The sequence below is a fragment of the Psychrobacillus sp. FSL K6-2836 genome, from assembly GCF_038003085.1.
Taxonomy (GTDB): Bacteria; Bacillota; Bacilli; order Bacillales_A; family Planococcaceae; genus Psychrobacillus.
In genome coordinates this window covers 3,926,500-3,943,701 of record NZ_JBBOOM010000001.1, presented here as the reverse complement: position 1 = coordinate 3,943,701, position 17,202 = coordinate 3,926,500, and the positions used below count along the sequence as shown (strand labels likewise).

At 36.7% G+C, this 17,202-nt stretch carries 16 protein-coding genes, 1 other RNA gene and 1 other annotated feature; of the genes, 2 read left to right on the top strand and 15 right to left on the bottom strand.

Going from position 1 to position 17,202, the window contains the following annotated elements; translation table 11 throughout:
- Window positions 1–51: 51 nt before the first annotated feature.
- The 12 genes from MKY37_RS19075 to cymR form a co-directional block, all read right to left on the bottom strand.
- Window positions 52–981, bottom strand: a complete 930-nt coding sequence (locus MKY37_RS19075; RefSeq protein WP_340779362.1) for a peptidase U32 family protein — start codon at window positions 979–981, stop codon at window positions 52–54.
- A 5-nt stretch (window positions 982–986) separates the two neighbouring features.
- Window positions 987–1,622 carry an O-methyltransferase gene (locus tag MKY37_RS19070; RefSeq protein ID WP_340779361.1) on the bottom strand — a complete coding sequence of 212 codons (636 nt, stop codon included), beginning with the start codon at window positions 1,620–1,622 and terminating at the stop codon, window positions 987–989.
- A 115-nt stretch (window positions 1,623–1,737) separates the two neighbouring features.
- Window positions 1,738–2,856: an endolytic transglycosylase MltG gene (mltG, locus tag MKY37_RS19065; RefSeq protein WP_340779360.1), complete on the bottom strand. Its 1,119-nt coding sequence runs from the start codon at window positions 2,854–2,856 to the stop codon at window positions 1,738–1,740.
- Between the two features lie 290 nt (window positions 2,857–3,146).
- Entirely contained in the window at window positions 3,147–3,443 is a 297-nt protein-coding gene (locus MKY37_RS19060) for a DUF1292 domain-containing protein (protein ID WP_340779359.1), read from the bottom strand.
- Window positions 3,444–3,454: 11 nt separating this feature from the next.
- Window positions 3,455–3,874: a Holliday junction resolvase RuvX gene (gene ruvX / locus MKY37_RS19055; protein ID WP_340779358.1), complete on the bottom strand. Its 420-nt coding sequence runs from the start codon at window positions 3,872–3,874 to the stop codon at window positions 3,455–3,457.
- A gap of 2 nt (window positions 3,875–3,876) precedes the next feature.
- Window positions 3,877–4,143 (bottom strand): IreB family regulatory phosphoprotein, encoded by a 267-nt coding sequence (locus tag MKY37_RS19050; protein WP_090563918.1) that lies wholly within the window; start codon window positions 4,141–4,143, stop codon window positions 3,877–3,879.
- Window positions 4,144–4,221: 78 nt separating this feature from the next.
- Window positions 4,222–6,855, bottom strand: coding sequence for an alanine--tRNA ligase (gene alaS / locus MKY37_RS19045; protein WP_340779356.1), 2,634 nt, complete (start codon window positions 6,853–6,855; stop codon window positions 4,222–4,224).
- Between the two features lie 204 nt (window positions 6,856–7,059).
- Window positions 7,060–7,272, bottom strand: a binding site (T-box leader).
- Window positions 7,273–7,308: 36 nt separating this feature from the next.
- Window positions 7,309–9,729, bottom strand: coding sequence for an SF1B family DNA helicase RecD2 (gene recD2 / locus MKY37_RS19040; protein ID WP_340779353.1), 2,421 nt, complete (start codon window positions 9,727–9,729; stop codon window positions 7,309–7,311).
- Window positions 9,730–9,750: 21 nt separating this feature from the next.
- Window positions 9,751–10,407, bottom strand: coding sequence for a tetratricopeptide repeat protein (locus MKY37_RS19035; RefSeq protein WP_340779352.1), 657 nt, complete (start codon window positions 10,405–10,407; stop codon window positions 9,751–9,753).
- A gap of 14 nt (window positions 10,408–10,421) precedes the next feature.
- Window positions 10,422–11,534, bottom strand: a complete 1,113-nt coding sequence (mnmA, locus tag MKY37_RS19030) for a tRNA 2-thiouridine(34) synthase MnmA (protein ID WP_340779351.1) — start codon at window positions 11,532–11,534, stop codon at window positions 10,422–10,424.
- A 90-nt stretch (window positions 11,535–11,624) separates the two neighbouring features.
- Complete coding sequence (locus tag MKY37_RS19025) at window positions 11,625–12,755, bottom strand: cysteine desulfurase family protein (RefSeq protein WP_340779350.1); 1,131 nt, start codon at window positions 12,753–12,755, stop codon at window positions 11,625–11,627.
- A 10-nt stretch (window positions 12,756–12,765) separates the two neighbouring features.
- Entirely contained in the window at window positions 12,766–13,188 is a 423-nt protein-coding gene (gene cymR / locus MKY37_RS19020; RefSeq protein ID WP_340779349.1) for a cysteine metabolism transcriptional regulator CymR, read from the bottom strand.
- A gap of 137 nt (window positions 13,189–13,325) precedes the next feature.
- Between cymR and MKY37_RS19015 the strand changes: the two genes are divergently transcribed.
- Complete coding sequence (locus MKY37_RS19015) at window positions 13,326–14,615, top strand: replication-associated recombination protein A (protein WP_340779348.1); 1,290 nt, start codon at window positions 13,326–13,328, stop codon at window positions 14,613–14,615.
- Window positions 14,616–15,514: 899 nt separating this feature from the next.
- Here the strand turns inward: MKY37_RS19015 and MKY37_RS19010 are convergent.
- Entirely contained in the window at window positions 15,515–15,709 is a 195-nt protein-coding gene (locus tag MKY37_RS19010; RefSeq protein ID WP_211894710.1) for a hypothetical protein, read from the bottom strand.
- 61 nt (window positions 15,710–15,770) lie between these two features.
- On the bottom strand, window positions 15,771–16,532 hold the full coding sequence (locus MKY37_RS19005; RefSeq protein ID WP_340779343.1) for a tRNA threonylcarbamoyladenosine dehydratase: 762 nt from the start codon (window positions 16,530–16,532) through the stop codon (window positions 15,771–15,773).
- A gap of 175 nt (window positions 16,533–16,707) precedes the next feature.
- On the opposite strand from MKY37_RS19005, the gene MKY37_RS19000 reads away from it, so the two are divergent.
- Window positions 16,708–16,884 carry a hypothetical protein gene (locus MKY37_RS19000; RefSeq protein WP_340779341.1) on the top strand — a complete coding sequence of 59 codons (177 nt, stop codon included), beginning with the start codon at window positions 16,708–16,710 and terminating at the stop codon, window positions 16,882–16,884.
- An 8-nt stretch (window positions 16,885–16,892) separates the two neighbouring features.
- Here MKY37_RS19000 and ssrS read toward each other — a convergent pair.
- Window positions 16,893–17,077, bottom strand: a non-coding RNA gene (gene ssrS / locus MKY37_RS18995) — 6S RNA.
- Window positions 17,078–17,202: the final 125 nt, after the last annotated feature.

Below are 17,202 nucleotides of genomic sequence, written 5' to 3'. Positions count from 1 at the left end.
AATAGCATCATAAATCTTTTCAGTTATATATAATTACAATAACAATCTTCTTTAATACACAGTTTCTTTAAAGAAAAAGCCGGTATCTAATGGTCTTAATGCAGGTTGAATTTCTTCAATTTTGTTAAATAAATCTTTTTTGCAAGCTTTATAAGCAGCACGCGATTCATAATAAGCATCGATAGCTTGACGATAATAGCTTGTAACAGCCGTTACATAGGAAGGGTCTTGTAAGATTCCATCTATTTTTAAACTATCAATTTCTGCATCTAATAACTCATCCAGTTCATCAATCATACACATATCGTTTGGACTGAAAATATGCGTACCATTGATATCCTCATAAATCGGATATTTATTAGAACGTTCTTTGTCGTGTAAAAACATATTTTTATTTTTCGAGCGATTTTCAACTTCCATTGCTTTGTCTTGGAATAAGAAATAATTACCTAACAGTGACCGCTTCGATTGAAAAATACAAGTCATACCGTGGACTTGCACTTCTATTTGAACCTCAGCATTTTCTTTTACTTCCACTACCTCATCTAGGCTTAGTTCTCTTGCAAGGACAGCTCTGGTAGACCCACGTTTCCCCCAATAATTCGCTGTAAAATAATTAGTTGCGGTTTGTTCTGTATTCCAATGTAAGGGAATGGTTACCTCAGCTTCTCGTCTAGCTATAATGACGGCTGGATCACCAAAAACAATTCCATCTATGCCGATTGCCTGAAGTTTTTTCATGTAAGGTGCTAGTGCTTCAAGTTTGTCGTTATGGAAAAGGGCATTCATCGCCACATATAGCTTTTTGTTTTGCTTAGTAGTGAGCATTCTTGCTGTTTCAATTTCTTTTAATGTAAATTCTCCTGGAAGTCTTAGACCAAAAAATTGTTCACCTACTAAAAAGGCATCCGCTCCTGCAACCATTAACTCTTCTAAGTGACTAATATTTGTTGGCGTAACTAATAATTCTGTTTTATTCATACCTTTCACCTCTTAATACTTACTAACATTCCGTCTCCAACCGGTAAGAATGCGGTATCATAATCCGGATGATTCATCAGCCACTCCATAAATTGATGTTGGTTTCGGACCATAGTTCTTTTTCTTCTAGGCACTTCACTCATTGGTAATTCGGACAGTCCATTTAACAATAAATTGTCACAATAAATAACACCATTTTCATTCAAAAATGGGGCATATTTTTCGAAGAAGTTTTTGTACTGACCTTTAGCTGCATCAATGAAAATAGCGTCAAATTTGGAGTCTTCAAGCTCTTTTTGTGAAATTTCTAATGCATCTCCAACAATTACTCGAATTTGGTGTTGCAAATCCGCACGCTCTATATAATTTTTGGCCAATTCTGCCTTTGTTTCATCTCGCTCAATAGTTACAATGGATGTTCGCTCTAGTTTAGTTGCCATACGCATAGAAGAGTAACCAATCGCAGTTCCTAGTTCTAAAATAGACTTAGGTTTTTGTAAAGAAAGAAGTTGCAATAACGATTCCATACCCATCAGTTGCATAATGGGTACATGATTATCTTTTGCATATTGCTCCATTTCCAAAAAAATAGCGGATCTAGGCTTAATCAGATCCTTCAAAAAATCATCACTTATATTCATCTAAGCTAACCCCTTTAGGTCAATAAAATAGTAATCCCTATTATGTAAAAAAACAACTCTTATAATAACATAGCAGGAGAAGGAATGCGACATCACTCCCTCTCCTGCAGCCTAATTATTTTAAGAATTCGTCAATTTTTTGAAGATGCTCATCATAAGTCACAGAAAAGTGATTAGTTCCTTCTTTATCTGCTAAGAAGTAAAAATAATCGGTATCACTTGGATCCAGTGCAGCTTCGATAGATGTTTTACCAGCATTTGCGATTGGTCCAGGTGGTAATCCTGTATTTTGATACGTATTATAAGGGTTATCAAACTCTAAATCTTCAAATAAAACACGATCTTTATGTGTCCCTTTTGCGTATAAGACAGTTGGATCTGTTTGTAGAGGCATCCCTTCATCGATACGGTTATAAAACACACTTGCTATAGTTGCTCGATCTGTTTGGGCTGTAGCCTCTTCCTCTAACAAAGATGCAAATGTCAATAGCCAGTGAACTGATTTTTCCTCTGCTTGCAATAGGTCTACGTACGAAGTTACTACTTTATCCGTATTAGCAAGCATTGTATCTACTATTGACTCGATAGAAGGATTTGCCTCGAAAAATGGATAGGTCGCTGGGAAGAGATATCCTTCTAATGCATAGCGTACATTTTCACCTTTTATCTCTGCACCTAATAAATTTGGATATTTAATCATCATTCTATCCACAAATTCCTCGCTTGTTACGAGCGTAAAGAAATCATCTGCAGAATGGTTTGTATTTTTTTCAACTACTTGTCCAATTTGCTCGATTGTTAATCCTTCAGGAATAGTCAAGGAGAAAACTGGTTCTCTGTAAACTTTACCTGTTTTTAAACTTTCAATAATTTCATCTAATGTCATTGCCTTCGTTAAACTATACTCTCCAGCTTGAAATTGAGATTCATTATTGAACTTCGCATAATACTTGAAAATTTTAGCGTTTTTTATAATTCCACTTTCTTCCAACTCGTTGGAGATGGTGTCTAATCCTGATCCGATTGGGATGTCCACTGTGATTGTATCTTCAGAATTGGGATCTAATGGAAGCAAAGCTGATTCTACATAATTATAGACAACTAAGCCACCTATACCTCCAACGATTATTACTAGAAAGGTAATGATTAAAACAATTTTTCTAACAAGTTTCACTTCTTTTTTCTTATTTTTCATTTTATTAAACATAATATCTTTTTTTGTCTCATTTTCCACGGGTTCTCCCCCTTTATCAATCTCATTATACAAGAAAACATATAAAAGAACAAAAACCCAAGTACCATCTAAGCAGAAACCTGTTTCTATTGTTTTCGAGGGGCTTTGGACAGACATTATTCGATATTATTACCGATTGAAATTTTAGGGATGCTATTGGTTGTCCGTTGACCTCTTGCAATATTTTGAAGCAGGTAAGTTCGTTATTGGATAACTTGAACTATATAAAGAAGAACTAAACAAAGAAAAAGGTGAATGAGGCTTCCCTCATCCACCTTGAATAAATAATCTTATTCTTCGTCTTCGTCTTCTTGCTCATCTAAAAATGTACTTAACATTTCTTCGATCATATCCCATTCTGCATCAGACTCGACCGGAAGTAATTCTCCATCTTCTCCGTCTTCATTTGGTACAAAGGATGATGCATGAATTTCGATTTCTTCATTTTCATCTTCTTCAGCACCTATTGGATAATAAAGTACATATGATTTTCCAAATTCATCTGATTCAAATGTGAAAAGCACGTTACAAAGTTGCTCGTTTCCACTCTCATCTACAATTGTTATATTCTCTTGACCGTGGTCCATTTGCAGTCACCTCATCTATTTTTTCTATCAAGAAAGCCTTGTAAGATCATTACAGCAGCCATCTTGTCGATCACTAGCTTACGTTTCTTACGGCTAACATCAGCATCTATTAACATACGTTCTGCAGCCATCGTTGTCAATCGTTCATCCCATAATGTTACGGGTAATTGATATTTCTCGGTTAATAGCTTGGCATATTGTTCAGAAGCCTCAGCACGTGGACCAATAGAATTATTCATGTTTTTCGGAAAACCTACAACAAATTCTGTTACATTATGCTCTTTCACGAGTTCATCAATTCGTTCTAGACCAAATTCTAAATTTTCTTCATGTATTTTTATCGTTTCAATACCTTGTGCAGTCCAACCAAGTGCATCACTAATTGCCACTCCAACGGTACGAGAACCAACGTCTAACCCCATAATTCGCATCATTAAGCCTCATTATTTTTTTTGATATAAAACTTCACTAGTTCTTCTAATATTTCATCTCGTTCAAGTTTTCGAATCATATTACGTGCATCTTGATGGCGAGGAATATAAGCTGGATCACCTGACAATAAATAGCCTACAATTTGATTGATAGAATTATACCCTTTTTCTTCTAGTGCAGAGTGAACTTGTATCATCACATGCTTTACTTCTTGTTCCATCGATTCTTCAGGGAAATTAAATTTCATCGTTTTATCAAAAGAGCTCATGATCAGCACCTCGCTTTCCATTTGTAGTTAGTAAACTAATGTATCTATTGTATCAGTATACCCTATTTTGGAAATAGTTTAAAGAGATTTAATATAATCCAATACAGAACTTAAAGCAGCCTCCAACTTACTTGCATCTTTAGCACCAGCCATTGCAAAGTCTGGACGACCTCCACCTTTACCTCCGCATTGCTCCGCCACTAGTTTGACGATATTTCCAGCATGGTAGTTCCCACCAACTATATCCTTTGTTACTCCTGCGGAAATCATTACTTTATCCCCATCAACTGCACCTAAAACAATGACCGCTTTTTCCAGCTTTTGTTTTAAATCGTCCATCATTTGACGTAATTGGTTATTATCCTTCGCATCTACTTTTACGGATAACACAGTAACATCATTCACTTTTTGCGCTGATGACAATACAGAAGAAGCTTGGCTATTTGCTATTTTCGCAGATAATGACTCATTGTCTTTTTGAACATTTTTTAGCTCTAATAGTGTTTGAGCAACCTTATTCACTAAATCTTTTGGCTGTGCCTTCAATAAATTTGCTGCTTCGTTTAACATATGTTCTTCTTCTTTAACTATTTCATAAGCACCTTTACCCGTTACAGCCTCAATACGTCTAGTACCCGCTCCGATTCCACTTTCAGAAAGTATTTTAAAGAATCCAATTTCTGAAGTGTTTTGAACATGAATACCACCACATAGCTCTAATGAGAAATCCCCCATTTTTACTACTCTTACAATATCACCATATTTTTCGCCGAATAATGCCATTGCTCCCATTTGTTTTGCTTCATCAATATTATGGAAGCCAGTAACTACCGGGATATTATCCCACACTTTTTCATTAACTATACGTTCTATTTGTTCAAGCTCTTCTGTTGTTACTTGTCCAAAATGAGAAAAGTCAAAACGTAAACGATCAGGACCAACATAAGAACCAGCTTGGTTTACATGAGTTCCTAATACATCTTTCAAAGCTTGATGTAAAATATGTGTAGCAGAGTGATTTTTAATCGTGTGTCCACGAAGAGAATTGTCGACAGTAGCCAAAACTTCTGCATCTGTAATGATCTCTCCTGATTCAATAACAACTGTGTGTAAGTTTTGTCCATTTGGAGCTTTTTGGACATCTTTTACATATCCTCTAAATGTATCGTTTTCAATTACTCCATGATCGGCAATTTGCCCACCACTTTCAGCGTAGAAAGGTGTTTTTGTTAAAACTACTTTAACTTCCTCACCTTCGTGTGCTGTTTTTACTAATACTTGATCCCGCACAATTGAAGTAACTTTTGTAGATACAGACATTGTGTCATATCCAATAAATTCACTTTCATCATGTAGATTTCCAAACACTTCGGATTGTACTTGCATAGAATCTACATTTTGACGAGCTGCACGAGCACGAGCACGTTGAGCTTCCATTTCTGATTTGAACCCTTCATGGTCAACAGTCATATTTGCTTCTTCTGCATATTCTTCCGTTAATTCAATTGGGAATCCGTACGTATCGTATAACGTAAACGTCGTTGTTCCTGGAATTGAAGATTCACCTTTAGCTCGCTGTTCTTCAATAACTTTTTCTAATATAGCTAGGCCATCATGAAGCGTTTCATGGAATCTTTCTTCTTCCGTTTTCATAACACGCATGATGAAATCCTGTTTTTCTGTTACTTCCGGGTAGAAGTCTTGCATGATTTTCCCTACTACTGGTACGAGTTCATATAAGAATGGCTTTTCTATCCCTAATTGTTTTGCAAAACGAACTGCTCTGCGAAGTAATCTTCTAAGGACATAACCTCTTCCCTCGTTTGATGGTAAAGCACCATCTCCAATAGCAAAAGCAACTGTACGAACGTGGTCAGCAATTACTTTAAATGCAGTATCATCCACATCATTTGCACGATATGGTTTACCAGAAATCATTTCTGTTTGACGAATAATTGGCATAAATAAATCTGTATCAAAGTTTGTTGGAACATTTTGGACTACACTTGCCATACGCTCTAGTCCCATACCAGTATCAATATTTTGTTTTGGTAATGGTGTGTAGGTATTGTCTGGATTATGATTGAATTCGGAGAACACTAAATTCCAAATTTCTAAGTAACGCTCATTTTCCCCTCCCGGATACAACTCAGGATCATTCAAATCATTGCCATAGCTTTCTCCACGATCATAGAAAATCTCCGAGTTCGGACCACTTGGACCTTCTCCAATATCCCAGAAGTTACCTTCCAATCGAATAAGTCTTTCTTCCGGAATTCCAATTTCATCCTTCCAAATATTATATGCTTCTTCGTCTTCTGGATGAATAGTAATAGATAACTTTTCCGGTTCGAATGCCATCCACTTGGAATCTGTTAAAAACTCCCATGCATATTGGATTGCTTCTTTTTTGAAGTAGTCGCCAATAGAAAAGTTTCCTAACATTTCAAAGAAAGTATGATGTCTTGCTGTTTTTCCAACGTTCTCAATATCGTTTGTACGAATGGATTTTTGCGCATTCGTAATACGAGGGTTTTCAGGAACAACACGCCCGTCAAAATATTTTTTTAATGTAGCTACACCACTGTTTATCCAAAGTAAAGATGGGTCGTTGATAGGTACAAGTGGAGCTGATGGTTCCTGGGAATGACCTTTTTCCATAAAAAAGTCTAAATACATTTGTCTAATTTGAGCACCTGTTAATTGTTTCATGTTTAGTTCCTCCTAATAATTTGTATTAGTAAACTTTAAAGATTTAATTTAATGCTGACATTACTCGAGACGAAAAACTAAAAGTATTAATTTTTTTTATAAATCCCGTTTCGCCAGTAAACTATCTTCGACCGCGAGTAATCCCAATCACTTCACAAGTGATATCTAAAAACCAAAACAAATAAAAAAAGCCCTCATCCCTAAAAAAGGGACGAAAGCTGTTGTTTCGCGGTACCACCCTAGTTACATAGCAGATTTTCCTACTATGTCTCTCAAGAAGCCTTAACGCGGCCGAACGACAGGTTTTAACTGTACTCAGGAGTAGCTTTCCTATATGTTAGTTCAGTGAATTCTTTCAGCCAAGGAATTCATCTCTAGTCAGATAACAATTAGTACTTTCTCCGTCAACATTTTACTATATGCAATTGATTATAAAAAACAAATCGTCCTGTGTCAATTGTCTGTATCCATAAATTGATACGGTGTGACACCATTCATGCCAAAAAGGGGGTCGATCTTATGATAATTTTCAGCAGTTAAGTAAGTTAAGTCAGTTTGAGTCTCATCTGATGCTAATTCTTTTATTATTTCTTTATCTTCTTGCTCAGATTCGTCTACATTAGATAAACGATCTTTTAACGTAGTTAATCGCTGAAGATCATCAGTTCTTTGAACTCCAAACTTAAATACTTCAGGATCTCCACATAAGATGAGAAAGTTTTTAGCACGAGTTATTCCTGTATATAGTAAATTTCGTCTTAGCATTTTCATATAACTTCTCGTTATAGGCATAATAACCGTTTGAAATTCACTACCCTGTGATTTATGGACTGAACAGCAATAAGCAAGTGTTAGCTGATTCAAATCATTTTTTTCGTAGGTTACTTCATTGCCATCAAATGAAACAATTAGCATTTCTTTTTTCTCAACTGTTTCTGCAGCTCTGAAAATACTAATAACTTCCCCCATATCTCCATTAAATACATGACTCTCTGGTTGATTTACTAGTTGAAGTACTTTGTCTCCAATACGATAGATAGTTTCACCAAATAGCATTTCTTTTCGCTTTCCGTCAGTATTTGGGTTGACCATTTCCTGGATCATTTTGTTAAGTGCGTCAATACCTGCTGGACCTCTATACATAGGTGCTAATACTTGCATTTCCCGAATGGAATGTCCTTTGGATAATGCACTTTTTAATACTTGCTCCACCACTTTCGGGATCTGATCGGTAGTAGCTTTTATGAATGAACGATCCTTTGTCTTGTCTAATAGAGATGCCGGAACCAGTCCTTGCTTCATTTCATGTGCCAGTTCTATAATTGAGGATCCTTCTGCTTGTCGGTAAATATCTTTAAGTTCAACTGTAGGAATTCGTTTAGAAGCAAGCAAATCCTTTAATACCTGCCCTGGTCCTACCGGCGGAAGTTGATCTTGGTCTCCAACAAAAATAACTTGGGCGTCTTTTGGAATAGCCTTTAGTAATTGATGTCCTAACCAAGTATCTAACATAGATGTTTCATCAATGATAATTAGTTTTCCTTCTATTTCTTTACCTACTACATCAGAATCCTCTTGGCCAGTAAAGCCTAATAATCTATGGATAGTCATAGCCGGAAGTTCTGTTGATTCGCTTAGGCGCTTGGCCGCTCTACCAGTTGGAGCAGCTAAAACTATCGGAAAAGGTTTTTTGTCCTTTAACCATTCCTTCGGATCCAATGAAAGGCCATGTAGCTCTGCATATAGTTCAACAATCCCTCGGACAACTGTTGTTTTACCCGTACCAGGACCTCCCGTTAGTAAGGTCATACTTGCATTTAGCGCTGTCTCAATCGCATTAATCTGAGTCGGGGCATATTGCACCCCTAAACGTTCTTCAATACCCCCAAGATGCTTTTTCATCTCTGCTAAGGGAAATTGATGATGCGTATCATTTTCAGCTAGAAGCGTTTCAATTTTTGAACCAATTCCAACTTCGGAAAAATATAAAGAAGGAATATAAAAACGATTCACTTCTCCTACTATCCGACTTTCTTCAGCGAGTTCAATGCAGCATTTACTAATTGCCTCATACGGAATTTCTTCACGCTGCGCATTTTCTAATAACTTTTTAACTGATTCTAATAATTGCTCTGCGTATAAAAATACATGACCTTCACCTAAAGAAGCAGTTTGAAGCAGGTGATAGATTGCTGCCTTAATACGATCTGGGTGGTTACCTTGAATACCTAATTTATAGCCAAGCTCGTCAGCTCGAACAAAACCTACACCCTCAACCTCTTCAATTAGACGAAATGGATTTTTAGTAAGGATGGTGATTGTTTCTTCTCTATATGCTTGATAGATTTTCATAGCTACTTGAGGTCCAAATCCCCATTCGTTGAGTTGAATCATCACTTTTTCCAAGCCTAAATTTTGTTCTAATACTGCTCGTAGTGTTTGTTTTTTCTCTTCAGAAAGACGTGGCACTACATCTAGTGCTTCTGGGTCATCTAATATTTTGTTAATGGCGTTTGGTCCGAGTTTTTTAACAATTTGTTCTGCTGTTTTGCGACCTATACCAGTGAACATATCACTCGATAGATAATGAATGATTCCTTGCTCCGTCGCAGGTACTTCTTTTTGAAACGTTTCCACTTGGAATTGAACACCATATTTTGGATGATTTTTAATATAACCAATGAATTTATATGGTTCTTCCAGTACTAATGGGGGGAAATAACCCGATACTATTACTTCTTTGTCGGTGTATGTAGTGTTTGTGGATTTGATTTTTACTTTTATGATAGAAAATAAGTTTTGAGGATTATGAAAAATCGAGACGATAGGACGACCTGTAATAAATTGTTTCTCATTATTTATTTCGTTGGTCATACTACCGCCTCCAGAATTTCATTAATTTCGTAGGGAAATCATGTCGTGCACATAGCGCGCCTGATCATAATTGGGTTGAAGTGTAAAAGCTTCTTTTAAATGGGTTAATGCAGCTTCCGTGTTAGATGTAGAAACAGCATATAAAACACCTAAATTATAGTGAGCATCTGCATTTTCAGCATCTGTCTCAATTATCTCTTTGAAAATAGGCTCAGCTTGATCGAACATTTCTAAGCTGGCAAGGGCGATTCCATAAGATAATTTCACTTGAGCATCCTCAGGAGCTAGTTCATATGCTCTTTGAAAGTACGGTAGTGAAAGCTTTGTTAAACCTTCTTTTTCAAGACTCTTCCCAAGCATATAGTAAGCGTCCGGTCCTTCAATACCATTTGCAATTGCTTTTTCATATAACTTAGCAGCTTCCTCAAATCGCTCCGCATTATAGTATAAGTTTGCAAGACTATAATAGGCCGTAGCTGCACCCTCATCTAATGTGATCGCTTTTTGAAAGAATTTCTCCGCTCGTTCATCTTCATTCATCGAGGATAAAAGATTTCCAAAATTGATATAACCTATTGCCTCATCCGGATTTTCTTCAATAGCTTTCGTAAAAAACTCAACCGCTTTTTCGTAATTTTCTTCTTGTATAGCTTGAATTCCTAATTCGTTATAATTCATGTTATTACCTCCAGTTATCCAACATAATCCAGTTTAAGGCCATCTTTAAATACTTCATCGATTGTAGCCCCACCTAGGCATTCGTCACCTTGGTAGAATACTACGGCCTGTCCTGGTGTTATAGCACGTACTGGCTCGTCAAATATAACTCTAACTCGATTAGTATCTATCAACTCTACAAGTACACCTACATCCTCTTGACGATAGCGAAATTTCGCTGTTGCTTGGAAAGATTGAGGTTTTTCTATTGTTGTTGTAAAGGATAAATCAGTTGCAGTTAGGCTAGTCGAAAATAATGCATCATTATTAATATTTTGCCCAACTAGAAGTACATTTCTGTCCAAATCTTTCCCAATAACGAACCAGGGATCACCTGAACCACCAATTCCAAGACCATGGCGTTGACCAATTGTATAATACATCAATCCGTCATGCTGTCCCATTACTTTTCCATCCATTGTTTCCATAGTACCTTGTTGCGCAGGAAGGTACTGACTCAAAAATTCCTTGAAGTTTCTTTCGCCAATGAAACAAATACCAGTGGAATCCTTTTTCGTAGCAGTAGCAAGACCTTGTTCCAATGCAATTTCACGCACTTTTTTCTTTTCTAAATGTCCAATTGGGAACATTACCTTTTCTAATTGCTCTTGGTTTAATTGATTTAAAAAATACGTTTGATCTTTATTGTTATCTCTTCCACGCAGCATACGAGTTTGTCCATCACGAACTTCTACTTGTGCATAGTGACCAGTTGCTAAGTAGTCTGCTCCTAATGCTAATGCATGCTCTAAAAAGGCTTTAAATTTAATTTCTTTATTACACATAACATCTGGGTTAGGAGTTCGTCCTGCTTTATATTCTTCTAAAAAGTAAGTGAAAACCTTATCCCAATATTGTTTTTCAAAGTTTACCGCATAATAGGGAATACCTATTTGATTGCAAACTTTTATAACATCTTCATAATCCTCTGTTGCAGTACACATACCAAACTCATCGGTGTCATCCCAGTTTTTCATGAAAATGCCGATTACATCATAGCCTTGCTCTTTCAGTAGATAAGCGGCAACAGAAGAGTCTACCCCTCCGGACATTCCGACTACTACTCTTGTATCTTCTATTTTTTTCATCGTATTCACTCATTTCACTTAAATCTTTAACTTCATTGTAATACATTCAAACTCAATCCAAATGAAGTTAATCCTTTAATTGAATTTGAACTATAGTAGTATATTGCTTATTTTTTTTGCTGCTTCCATCACTTGCTCTTCCGTATTGTTCAAGCCAAAGCTAAAACGAACCGAATTGCGCAGCTCTGGTGTGTTTTCACCATACATCGCTACTAGAACATGAGATGGATCAATCGAACCGGCGGTACAAGCAGATCCGCTAGAAGCGTCAATACCAGCTAAATCTAATTGCACTAAAAAAGTCTCCACATCTGTATTGGGGATACTAATGTTTAATACATGTGGAAGAACTGATTCATGAGATCCATTAATTTTAAAAGGAACGCCTAATCTCTCCAATTCGGTTAGGAAAACTTTCTTTAACTGACTATAAGCTAGAATGCCATCAGTAATTGCTACTTGTTTCAATTGAACTGCCTTTGCAAATGCAACAATAGCCGGTACATTTTCCGTACCTGCTCGTTTTTTCCGCTCTTGCTGTCCTCCGTAAAAAATAGGCTTTAGTAAAATACCTTTTCGTTGATATAAAAAACCTATCCCTTTAGGCCCGTTTATCTTATGACTGGAAACACTTAGTAAATCAATGTAGGCTGGTTGAACATTTATTGATAAACTTCCATATGCTTGTACAGCATCTGTATGGAAATAGGCTGGATGATCCTTCAGTAACTCTCCAATTTCCTCGATAGGTTGAACAACCCCCACCTCATTATTTGCAAACATAATGGAAACTAAAATAGTATCTTTTCTCAGAGAATTTTTCAAGTCATTGATACTGATTAAACCATTTTTATCAACTGGTAAATAAGTTACCTCAAAACCTTCTTTTTCAAGCTGCTCACATGCGTGAAGTACGGCATGATGTTCAACTTGCGTTGTGATAATATGCTTACCTTCGTTCTTTCTTGCGTAAGCAGTTCCAAAAATAGCGTAATTATCTGCTTCCGTACCTCCGCTAGTAATTGTAATTTCCGTTTCATGTGCTCCAATACTTTGAGCTAAAATTGTTCTAGCTTCATCCACTTTTTTTCTTGCTTTTCTTCCAGTTTGATGAATGCTAGATGGATTTCCGAACTCTTCCTTCATCTCAGCCGTGTAGACTTGGATTACTTCTTTGGCCATCGGTGTTGTGGCTGCATGATCCAAATATATTCTAGTCATTTTAAACTCCTTATATATAAAACATATATCCAGCACTCTCTGGATCTTCTTCAGTATATTTTGCAAGGTCTTCGATCGTAGTTGTGTCTAGTACATTTTTTACCGCATCTCGTATACGCATCCACAATTCACGTTGTGGCGGAGCTTCCTCTTCAATTCCCTCTACGATTTGAATAGGACCCTCCAAAACTCGAATAACATCTCCAGCAGTTATTTCGCTTGGAGTTCTTGAAAGCATATATCCTCCGTACGCTCCTCTGACACTCTTCACAAGTCCTGCATTTCTAAGAGGAGAGACAATCTGCTCTAAATACGCTTCAGACAAATTATATTCTGCAGCTATTTGTCGAAGGGCAATTGGACCTTCTCCGCATTGCTTGCCTAGAGCGACCATTATCGTTAAACCGTATCTTCCCTTTGTTGAAAATTTCAATATAATTCACCTCATAAGATTAAAAAAATTCTTTCCCTAGTATAGCATAATTACGCACTATATCGACTTCAAAATGACTTTTCAGACAATCTTCTATATAATTAAAGAACAAACGTACGAAATAAGGAGAGATCATTTTGCAAAATGAACCTTTAGCATATCGGATGAGACCTCAAACTATTGACGAACTAGCTGGCCAACAGCATGTTATCGGAGAAAATACCGCTTTATATAAAATGATAAAAAACGGACATGTACCCTCCATGCTTTTGTACGGTGACCCAGGAGTTGGCAAAACATCACTTGCTTTCGCCATCGCTGGTACGACAAAGCTACCCTTTGTTGCTTTGAATGCAACTAAAGCTGGGAAAAAAGATGTGGAAGATGTTGTTGCGGATGCGCGTATAAGTGGAAAAGTTATTTTATTTCTAGATGAAATTCATCGTTTCAACAAGCTACAACAGGATACATTGCTTCCTCATGTAGAAAATGGATCGATTATTTTAATCGGTGCAACAACAGAAAATCCCTATCATGATGTAAATCCCGCGATTAGATCGCGCTGTGGGGAGATTAAACAACTCAAAAGATTAACAACAGATGACATAGACTCATTATTAACTAGAGCGTTGGAAGATAAAATAAAAGGCCTTGGTCAAATGAACATTCAAATTACTGAGCAGCAGAGACGACTAATAGCAGATGCTGCAAATGGGGATGCTAGAAAAGCTTTAACGCTATTAGAATCTACTATCTTTGCAAGTTTTGAAGAAAATGGAGTAACCATTGTAGAAGATTCCACCTTAAAGAGCCTTGTAGATCGGGTTGGGGTTTTTGGGGATAAAAAAGGCTCTCATTTTTATAACTTGCTTTCAGCTTTACAGAAATCTGTCCGCGGTAGTGATACGGATGCCGCCCTATACTATTTGGCACACTTATTGGAAAACGGAGATTTAGTAGCTGTATCTAGGCGGCTACTTGTGATGAGTTATGAAGATATTGGACTTGCTAACCCATCTGTGGGACCCCAAGTGTTAGCAGCTATTCAATCTGCAGAGCGATTAGGATTACCAGAAGCAAGAATACCCTTAGCCAATGCAGTTGTATTAATGTGTTTGTCGGAGAAGTCTAATTCTGCATACTCCGGTTTAGATGCTGCAATTGCAAGTATCCATCAGGGAAAAACTGGAGATATCCCAAGTCATTTAAAGGACACTCATTATGCAGGAGCTGCTGATTTAGGTCATGGTGGCTATATTTATCCGCATGACTATAAAATCGGAACATTTGGAGGCTGGGTCAATCAAACCTACCTGCCAGATAACCTTGTAGGAAGTACCTTCTATAAACCAATCGAAGCAGGTGAAGAAAAAAGATTAGCTGCTATATATCATCGATTAGAGAAATTTAAAACAGAAAAATCATGAAAAACCTGTTTCTATCGTTTACTGGAGGCTTTGGACAGACGTTTTGCTATATTGTTACCGACTTACTTATTAGAGAGGTTGATTGTGACTGACGTCACGGTCAACCTCACTTTTCACAGTAATTTTATTTCGTTTGCCTGTCCATCGCTCTTCTATTTTACCTTTACTTGCTCTCATTTATTGTTTACTTGCTTCCATCTGCTGCTTACTTGCGGTAGTAAAGGATTTCTTGCACTAAGTCTATATTTACTTGCGGTCGACTATCTCTTACTTGCAAAACGGATAGTTTTCCCAAAATACTTTATTAATTCACATCCTAAATTTGTAAAATATAATAATTAATACTTCTATTTCACTAAGTGGACTGCAATGGTTAGTTTCTTTAGTCAATCCTGCATATTAGACAACATAGTTCAGTGCATATGATGGTACTTTTTTTATCTATAAGAAAACAAAAATCCAGTCCTTGTAAGGACTGGATTTTCGAGGTTTTAAACACCCATTTTACGTCTTGTGTTACTGGCCTTTTTTGTTTGCTCCTGCGCAAAGCTCGTCGCAGAACATAAATTTACTTTTCTAAAAGAAGGTGACAATTATACACCCATCTTACGTCTGGTGTTACTAACCTTTTTTGTTTGCTCCTGCGCAAAGCTCGTCGCAGGACAAAAATTTACTTTTCTAAAAGAAGGTGACAATTATACACCCATCTTACGTCTGGTGTTACTAACTTTTTTAGTTTGCTCCTGCGCAAAGCTCGTCGCAGAACTTAAATTTACTTTTCTAAAAGAAGGTGACAATTATACACCCATCTTACGTCTGGTGTTACTAACTTTTTTAGTTTGCTCCTGCGCAAAGCTCGTCGCAGAACTTAAATTTACTTTTCTAAAAGAAGGTAACAATTATACACCCATCTTACGTCTGGTGTTACTGACCTTTTTAGTTTGTTGGCTTTTCATTTTTTGACTTCCTGTTGATCCGTTAAGGGAAGCTTTACCACCAGCAGATTGATTCTTTTTCTCTTCAAGCTTTTGCTTAACAGCTTCTTGGAGTGTCATTTTCTTTTTAGGTGCTTCTTGGTTATTTGTTTCAGTCATTGTATTCCCCTCCTTGTTTGTATAAATTTAGTATAAATCATCAGGAAAAAACTTCAAGCAATTACTGTACTCGATTAATATGAATGTCTTTTGAAATGTCGTTTATCACCCAGCTAGCACATATTAATCCGACTGTTGATGGAACAAATGCATTTGAAGAAGGTGGCATTTTAGCTTTTCTAATAGCTGCTTCTGGTTTACCTACCGTTTCAACTACATCTTCTCTAACTACAATAGGACTCTCATCTGAAAATACAACTGGAATTCCTTTTGTAATGCGGTCTTCTTTGCGTAGCTTTGTGCGTATTACTTTTGCAATTGGATCTGTATGCGTTTTAGAAATATCTACAATCTTAAAGCGAGTTGGATCTGTTTTATTTGCAGCACCCATACTTGAAATAATTTTAATATTTCGTTTCAAGCATTCTTTCATTAAGTGGATTTTGTAAATGATCGTATCAGATGCATCAATAACATAATCAATATTCATCGCAAAAAATTGCTCATATGTTTCTTCCGTATAAAACATATGCATATCTATTACTTCACATTCAGGATTAATGTCAGCAATCCGTTCCTTCATCACTTCTGATTTTGAACGCCCAATCGTTGATATGTAAGCTACTAATTGACGGTTAATATTAGTAATATCTACATTATCTTTATCTACTAATATAATACGTCCTACACCACTTCGTGCACAAGCTTCAGCTGCGAAAGATCCAACGCCACCGACACCTAATATAGCAACAGTAGTACCTTTCAATAAATCTATTCCCTCTGTACCTATTGCAAGTTCATTTCTAGAAAATTGATGCAACATATTAAAACACTCCATTTTAAATCAGATTAGTAGGAAAAAAGGTGATACTTCAATCAGTGGGGTGCCTTATCCCACTGATTGAAAAATTGAACTCTGGCAAATAACGCCTCGTCGTGCGGCAATGCCTGAGTAACCAACATCGTGTTGGCCCGAACCATTCGGGTTTTACGGGCAGTTGAACTCGCAATTCGCTTTGTTACTTGAACCAAGTAATAAATGGAAGTTTTACGACGTACAGGACGTACAAGTGCCAATGTTGCCACAGGACGTGGCGACTTTAATCGGCCTGCCCGTTAAAACGGGATTAAATCCCAATAAAAAACCTCTAGCAAATTCGCCAGAGGATATTTAAGAAATGATACGAATCCCAATCGTGCCGACAAATAAAGCGTATCGTTTTGAACCCGCAAGAAGCAGGTGGGTGTCCTCTTTATTAATCTTGGCGTCCCGATTAAAGGCATGTCATTCATAATAAAAGTTAGACTCCCAACGATAGAATTGTTCGGTCAAAACTGATTGGCAAATTGCGAACACATCAGGATTCGTGTTAAATGAATAATAACATATAAATCATCAAAATTCAATCATTTTAAGATGAACTTTATTGACTATTCTGAATAATAGGTAAATAGAATTATTCGTCTATAAGCTATTCATAATAATATTTAGT

What these genes read in the sequence shown, in the direction of transcription:
- MKY37_RS19070 (WP_340779361.1), bottom strand. Translation starts at nt 1,622, where the DNA reads ATGAATATAAGTGATGATTTTTTGAAGGATCTGATTAAGCCTAGATCC.
- MKY37_RS19050 (WP_090563918.1), bottom strand. Translation starts at nt 4,143, where the DNA reads ATGAGCTCTTTTGATAAAACGATGAAATTTAATTTCCCTGAAGAATCG.
- recD2 (WP_340779353.1), bottom strand. Translation starts at nt 9,729, where the DNA reads ATGACCAACGAAATAAATAATGAGAAACAATTTATTACAGGTCGTCCT.
- MKY37_RS19025 (WP_340779350.1), bottom strand. Translation starts at nt 12,755, where the DNA reads ATGACTAGAATATATTTGGATCATGCAGCCACAACACCGATGGCCAAA.
- MKY37_RS19035 (WP_340779352.1), bottom strand. Translation starts at nt 10,407, where the DNA reads ATGAATTATAACGAATTAGGAATTCAAGCTATACAAGAAGAAAATTAC.
- MKY37_RS19060 (WP_340779359.1), bottom strand. Translation starts at nt 3,443, where the DNA reads ATGGACCACGGTCAAGAGAATATAACAATTGTAGATGAGAGTGGAAAC.
- mnmA (WP_340779351.1), bottom strand. Translation starts at nt 11,534, where the DNA reads ATGAAAAAAATAGAAGATACAAGAGTAGTAGTCGGAATGTCCGGAGGG.
- MKY37_RS19075 (WP_340779362.1), bottom strand. Translation starts at nt 981, where the DNA reads ATGAATAAAACAGAATTATTAGTTACGCCAACAAATATTAGTCACTTA.
- MKY37_RS19010 (WP_211894710.1), bottom strand. Translation starts at nt 15,709, where the DNA reads ATGACTGAAACAAATAACCAAGAAGCACCTAAAAAGAAAATGACACTC.
- MKY37_RS19005 (WP_340779343.1), bottom strand. Translation starts at nt 16,532, where the DNA reads ATGTTGCATCAATTTTCTAGAAATGAACTTGCAATAGGTACAGAGGGA.
- ruvX (WP_340779358.1), bottom strand. Translation starts at nt 3,874, where the DNA reads ATGCGAATTATGGGGTTAGACGTTGGTTCTCGTACCGTTGGAGTGGCA.
- alaS (WP_340779356.1), bottom strand. Translation starts at nt 6,855, where the DNA reads ATGAAACAATTAACAGGTGCTCAAATTAGACAAATGTATTTAGACTTT.